This is a genomic window from Mycobacterium sp. TH-M82, assembly GCF_057473605.1.
In genome coordinates this window covers 1-6,166 of record NZ_JBYCKY010000626.1, presented here as the reverse complement: position 1 = coordinate 6,166, position 6,166 = coordinate 1, and the positions used below count along the sequence as shown (strand labels likewise).

At 65.1% G+C, this 6,166-nt stretch carries 6 protein-coding genes; 3 read left to right on the top strand and 3 right to left on the bottom strand.

Annotation, left to right across the window (positions count from 1 at the left end; translation table 11 throughout):
• Positions 1-93 precede the first annotated feature (93 nt).
• Both AC2VON_RS18430 and tcmP read left to right on the top strand, forming a co-directional pair.
• Positions 94-927, top strand: coding sequence for a hypothetical protein (locus tag AC2VON_RS18430; RefSeq protein ID WP_486954250.1), 834 nt, complete (start codon positions 94-96; stop codon positions 925-927).
• A 109-nt stretch (positions 928-1,036) separates the two neighbouring features.
• Positions 1,037-2,155, top strand: a complete 1,119-nt coding sequence (gene tcmP, locus AC2VON_RS18425) for a three-Cys-motif partner protein TcmP (RefSeq protein ID WP_486954249.1) — start codon at positions 1,037-1,039, stop codon at positions 2,153-2,155.
• Here the strand turns inward: tcmP and AC2VON_RS18420 are convergent.
• A complete protein-coding gene (locus AC2VON_RS18420) occupies positions 2,152-2,898 on the bottom strand; it encodes a DUF5131 family protein (protein WP_486954248.1) in 747 nt (248 codons plus the stop codon). The genes tcmP and AC2VON_RS18420 overlap by 4 nt on opposite strands.
• A 437-nt stretch (positions 2,899-3,335) precedes the next feature.
• Here AC2VON_RS18420 and AC2VON_RS18415 point away from each other — a divergent pair, with 437 nt between their 5' ends.
• Positions 3,336-3,533, top strand: coding sequence for a hypothetical protein (locus AC2VON_RS18415; RefSeq protein ID WP_486954247.1), 198 nt, complete (start codon positions 3,336-3,338; stop codon positions 3,531-3,533).
• An 8-nt stretch (positions 3,534-3,541) separates the two neighbouring features.
• Here the strand turns inward: AC2VON_RS18415 and AC2VON_RS18410 are convergent, their stop codons facing one another.
• Together AC2VON_RS18410 and AC2VON_RS18405 are read right to left on the bottom strand one after the other, a co-directional pair.
• Positions 3,542-4,501, bottom strand: a complete 960-nt coding sequence (locus AC2VON_RS18410) for a hypothetical protein (RefSeq protein ID WP_486954246.1) — start codon at positions 4,499-4,501, stop codon at positions 3,542-3,544.
• Between the two features lie 79 nt (positions 4,502-4,580).
• Positions 4,581-5,924, bottom strand: coding sequence for a hypothetical protein (locus tag AC2VON_RS18405; RefSeq protein WP_486954245.1), 1,344 nt, complete (start codon positions 5,922-5,924; stop codon positions 4,581-4,583).
• Positions 5,925-6,166 lie beyond the last annotated feature (242 nt).

The following is a 6,166-nucleotide window of genomic DNA, read 5'->3' as shown; positions in this document are numbered from 1 at the left end:
GCCCCACCTCATACGCGGCTTCTTCGCCGCCCCAGACCTCGCCTACATCCGGGCCGCAGCATAATGCGTCGACTAACCAATAGTCGGCTTAGTATGTTCGTTGTAGACGCTCCAGCGGGACCCCTGGGAGCCGGTGCCGGCCGCAGAGCGCTCACATCGTTCCGGAACAACCTCGAGAAGCAACCGTGGAAGTCGATCGAATCTCTTCGAGCCAACGTCGAGACTCGCTTCATCCGCCCGGTCTACCTAGGGGAGCAAGTGCTCCCCTTCCGCACCACCACGGCGCGCGAAGCTGTTCTTCCGCTCAACGACACCTCCATCCTGTCTGCCGATGAGGTTGAACTCCACCAGGGCCTGAACGCATGGTGGTCAGACGCCGAGACGCTGTGGGAACAGCACCGTCCAGTGCGCGAGAACCTTCCCCTCCGAGAACGGATGAACTACCATGCACAGCTGTCCGCTCAGCTACCCAGCGCACCGACCAGGGTCGTGTACACCGCGTCGGGAAACACGATCGCGGCGGCCATCGTGCGAGACTCGCGAGCTCTGATCGAGCACAAGCTGTACTGGGCGCCCACCCTGATCGAGGCCGAAGCGCACTACCTCGCGGCGATCTTGAACTCCGCTCCTGTTTTGGCCAACGTGCAACCCTTGCAAGCTGTGGGCCTGTTCGGGCCCCGCGATTTTGACAAGCACCTGTTTACTGCGCCTTTCCCCACCTACGACAACGAGATCAGTCTTCACGTTCAGCTGGCCGAGCTCGGCAAACAAGCCGAGACCGAAGCCGCCACGGTTGACATCAGCGGCGCCAACACGTTCCAGCAAGCCCGGACCAAGGTCCGTGAGCACCTGACGGATACCGGTACCGAGGCAGCCATCGTCGAGGCGGTGACCGAGCTTCTTCTCACAGTGGCTGCCGCATCCTGACTCACCACGATCTCCGGCCCGTGCGCGGCTGAAGCGCGCCGCGCGGCGCGGCTACCTGGCCGTGTCTGCGCCGCTAGATACGCTCCACCTTGACGGGGAGGAGCATCACGTGACGCGCAAGGATGAACTGCGCAAGCAGGTGGACTACCCGTCGGACCCGCACACTCGCCTCAAGCACGCCTTCTACCGCCGGTACATCGCCTGCTGGATGGGCAAGGTTCTGCAGGACAGGTGGGCCAAGCCGGGGACGATCATCGACGGGTTCGCCGGTTCGGGAATGTACTCCGACGGTCTTGACGGCAGCGCGATCATGATCGCGAAGCTGTTCCGCGAACACAAATGTCGCCCGAACTTCCAGCTGCTCACCTATGTGACGAACGACTTGGACCCACGGCGCTGCGAAGCGCTGGGCGGGCGCATGAAAGCCCTTCCGATAGACGACCGGATCCATCACGTACCGGTCGGCCCGAAGAAATTCGAGAACATCGTCACCGAGGTGCGGAAGCAGCACGCTCCGCCGGGTACGCAGACGCTGTGGGTCATCGACCCGTACGGACTCAAGCAGATCCCGTGGTCCATCGTCGCGGAGATCGTGAAGGTTCCCAAGAACGACGCCGTGATTACGTTCATGGCCGACGAAGCTCACCGGTACCGCACTAACCCGGCGATGGTCTCGGTGATGAACGGTCTCTACGGCGACGACTCCTGGCAGAGCATTCCCGAAGGTCTCAGCACAGCGCAGTCCAAGGCCGCGCTCGTCAAGCTCTACTGCGACAAGCTGGAAGCGCTCGGGTGCCACACCTCATCGTTCGACATCGACGTCGCGCGCCGGTATACCCGGTACTCGCTGATCTTCTCAACGCACCATCAAGCGGGCCTCGAATGCTGGAACTCCGCCAAGTGGTCTGCGGACCCCACGAGCGGCCGCGGGGCCAGCGCCGCCACGGGGTTTCAGCCGAGTCTGCTCGAACCTGACATACAGCCCCTGATCGATGACTTCCGGAAGCGTGTCGGTGTTCACGACTTCAGCGAGTTGGTGAACAAGGCGCAGATCCTCGGTCACACGGAACCGCACGTGCGTAGCGCTCTTGACGAGCTGTTCCGGGAAGGGCTTGTGGTCCGTCTGTCTCCCGCCGAGGCTCCCAAGAAGGCACCGTGGCCAGCCACGAGCCGTATCCGAATCTTCGAGGCGGGACCGGATGACGAAGGTGACGTCATCGAGGCTTAACCCGTTGCCGCGCTGGGCATCTCATTCCACAGCTGGCCTTCGAGTTCTCGGCCGGCGGCCTTTGGGGTGCGGCCGCCCCACTGCTTGAAGAAGAAGGGGACCTCGGCCTCGGTGCAAGCATCACGGATGCCCTGCGCCCACGACAGCTGCATAGGCCGGTACCGCAGCCCGCTCTCGCCGCCGGCGATCACCCAGCCGATGCCGGTGAGGTCGATCCCGTCGAGCGGCCCGAGTAGCGGCTCACACGACAAGAAGCGGACGGCGGCTGGCACCTCGCGGAGATGGTCGACGCGCGGCAACGCGTCGGCGTTCTCCACCGACACGCCCATCCAGAGGTTGTCCGGCCAGTCCAGCTTGTCAGCCACCCGCCGCAGCCGCAGGCTCCGCTTCGTGAGCACCTGGTAGGTGTGCTGCGGGGTGTCACGGCAGACGTCGAACACGTCGCGGATGAAGTCGATCGGCACGCGGGCGTGGAAGAGGTCGCTCATCGAGTTGACGAACACGACGCGGGAGTTGCGCCAGCGCCGCGGTTCGTCGAGGGCCTGCGGGTGGATCGTGATGCCGAACCCAGGGCCGGAGGTGCGCGGGTCGCCGTCCTGCTGGTACTTCGCCGAGCCCATCGCCTTGAGGCGCTTGGCCAGGGTCATCGCGTAGCAGTGGTCGCAGCCTGCGGACACACGGTCGCAGCCGGTGACGGGGTTCCAGGTTGCCTCGGTCCACTCGATCGCCGAACGGTCCGCCATCGCACGCTCCCCTCAGCTGCGGCTTCTTGCTGTCGCCGCCACTCTATGGTCAGGTACCGACGAGTCGCACAGGGCCATTGTTGCCGGTGTGTCGGGAGTGGCTCGCGCGCGGGTGTCGGCACTGCATTCGGTGGGGTTTCGAACCCAAAGGTGTAAGGGGCACGTCCGTGTCTCTCACACCTCAAGGAATCAGGAGAGCCAAGCCATGGCGATCTGCGGATACTGCAACCATCCCGGCTACCACGTCCAGTTCCTTCCGCTGGGCGTTGGGCCCTCCCCGCGTTGCGGGGACTGCCCGCGCTGCCAGAAGGAACCGGACCCGCGCACGGGGTGGTAGCTGAAGGCGCTGACCCGGGTTCGATCGATCGGTCCCGGGTTCGGCGGGCGGTCTTCGTCATGGAGACGGCTCTGCACCCCCGCCGCGTAGCGTCCGGCACATGAACCAGAACAAGACGAGCGGTACCGACCTCAAGACGGTGTTCCCGGAGGTGGACCGTGCGGCGCGCACCCTCATGTACACGCTGGCCTCAGCTCTCGCCTCCGACTTCGATGAGGCGCGGCGCCTGAGATGCACGGACCTCCTGCTGATGACCACCAAAATCGTCACCCATCGCGGCGGCGATCAACACCGCTGAGCTCGGAGCTACTCCCCGAACAGTTCCGCCGACCATGCAGCGACGGTGGGTTCGAAGCGCTCGGGGAGGTAGGACTCTTCGGGGCGTGTGGCACCGGGCGCGCGTGATGCTGCCTCGAACAGACACACCGCGCATTCGGCCATGTTCAGCGTCACTGCCAGGGCGTCCGCGGTCAACGGGAACACCGTGCCACTGCGGCCGTAGTCCGTCATCCACTTGTAGCCGTGGATGAAACTGGAGCCGTAAGAGTAGAACTGCCGGGCGATGTTCTCCACACCGCTGTTGGCGATCTCGCCATCGTCGTGTGCCGGAACGTGGGAGTCGACCCACTGCGCCGACTCCCGGATCATCTTCGTGAACGGCGGGGTCTTCTCGAAGGTGTAGGCGGCCTTCGCTGCGTCCAGCATCGCGTTGTACTTGCGGCGGTGCTCCGCGTTCTCCACGAGCATCTGCTTCGGGTATCGGGACGCGCGGGCGGTCTCATCCTGCTCACCGATCACCAGGAACCGGCGCCGCTGCTCCAGCTGCTCCATCTCCTCGGCCATGCACCGGTCCTTGCGGACTTCGCGATCAGGGTCGCCCAACAGCCAGATGGTCAGCGCCGCGCACTCCATCGCCACCCTGCAGAGTTGGAAGATCTCGGTGACGTGCGGCTGGCGGTGCGACTTGCGTCGGGCAACCAGAATCCCGACCGTGTGCAGACTCTCCGCGGCGCTCATCGCGGGGAACAACGCGTGCTCGGTGACGGCCTTCGGTCCGGCCAACGTCAGTGGATACGCCGCGGCGAAGGCCTCGTCGTCGAGGGCGAGTGCGCTCCCCGGCTCCGCGGTACGCGGGTGCAGCCCCCACTGGAAAAGTTCGCCGGCACGCTCACCCCGTTGATCGATGCGCGTCAACACCCCGTTGTTGGCGAGGTTAAACAATGCCTCGGCTTGCTCAGCGTTCAGGCCCAGGTTCGGAATGCTCATGCGAATACACGGTACGAGCTGGCCCCGACAGCCCCGGCCTACCGACTCAAACCCGCGGAGCGTTCGGCGACTGGATCGGTCACACGTCCGGCCACGCGAACAGCGACCGGTAGAACAGCTCCCGCTCGTGAGGCGCGGGTTCGGTCGCACCGGGCGGCGTCTGCACGCAGCCGAGGATCGCATGCGGAGCGGCCGCCGCCAGCGGCTTGTTCCGCAGAATCAACTCCGTGAACGCCTCGATCAGCCCCGTGCCGGCACTCATCAACGTGACCGCGGCCGTCGCCAGATCGGCAACCGTCGACTTGGCGCCGAACACCGCGGTGGGGTCGGCGCGCCACACGCCGAGACTGTCGTAGTGGTCCTGCGTCAGCTTCGGGTTGACGCCAGGAAGCAGGTCCGGCATCGCGTCGAGGTTCAAGGCGATGTTCCTCGTACTGCCGTAGCCGCGTCCCGGATGCAGATCGACGGGCAGGATCCCGTTGTGGATGTGGTTGCGGAGCACCTTGCAAATCCCCGCGTAGGCGTGCAGCCGGTCGACCGTGGCGAGAGCGTCAGCCGAGTACTCCCGCGCCAGGTGTTCGGTGACGTACCCGCCGGCGTCCAGCGAGAACCGGAAGTTCTTCGGGTTCCGGGTGGGGTCGATCAGCAGCAGGAAACGGCGGCCGTAGATATCGAACGCCGCGGCAAGGTAGAGCAGCTGCCGGTCGAATGCCTCGGCGGCGGCTTCCACGACATCGGCGCCGCGCTTGCCGTTGATCGGATTCGACAGGACCGCAAGTAGTTGGTCGAGGGCTCGGGTCGCGCGAGAGAGTCGGACGCGGATCGAGTTGACCGCCGCTGTGAGGTCGGCGTCACCCGTCCGTGGCGCGATGATCAGGTGCAGGCAATCGAAGTACGGCATCCGGGCTCCGACGCCCCAGTCGTAGAAATTCTTGATCGTCGCCGTCGACTCCCTCTGCTCCCACGACCCGCCACCCACGAGTCCGCCGCGGCGCACCTGCACCACCTGGTTGCTGGTCATGCGCAGGTGATGTCCAATCAGCGCCACAGCGTCGTCCGGGGTGACGCTCACGACGATGTCGTTGTCCGCGACATCGCAGCGGGCGACGGTCGGCGCCATGGTGACGATCGCGTCGATGTCGACGGCGGCTGCGGCTGCCGCGTACGCCGCCGCCCGGTTCCGCTGAGCGATAGTGAGCGCCTCCGCAGCGGGGTCGGCGGACTGCTCATCGAGCTGCTGATACACCGGGAAGAAGTTCGCCGTACTCCATCCCCGCTCTCGTTCGGTCTCTGTCGTCACTCGGAACTCCACTGTGTCGAGGTGGCGCGAGGCCTCCTCTACGGTGGTGAATCCGATCTGACGGACGATCGGATCGTTGAGGACCCGCGCCCACGCTTCGGGAACTTCGGTGCGCTTGGGCACTAACAGCTGGATGTCGAGCTCGTCCCGCCCGAGGAACGTGGAGAACGTTCCGGCGGGTGGTTCAGGGACGGTAGTGACGTCGATCCCGAGACAAAGCGGTCGAGTGGCAGGCTTCAGCGGGTAAAGCGGCGGGTGTTTGTCGTCGTCCCTGTGTGACAGGGTTGGGTGAGACAACGGCAGTAGCCGATCATCGCTACAGGGCGAGACAGGATCACCATTTCCGTGACTATGACGATCGCATC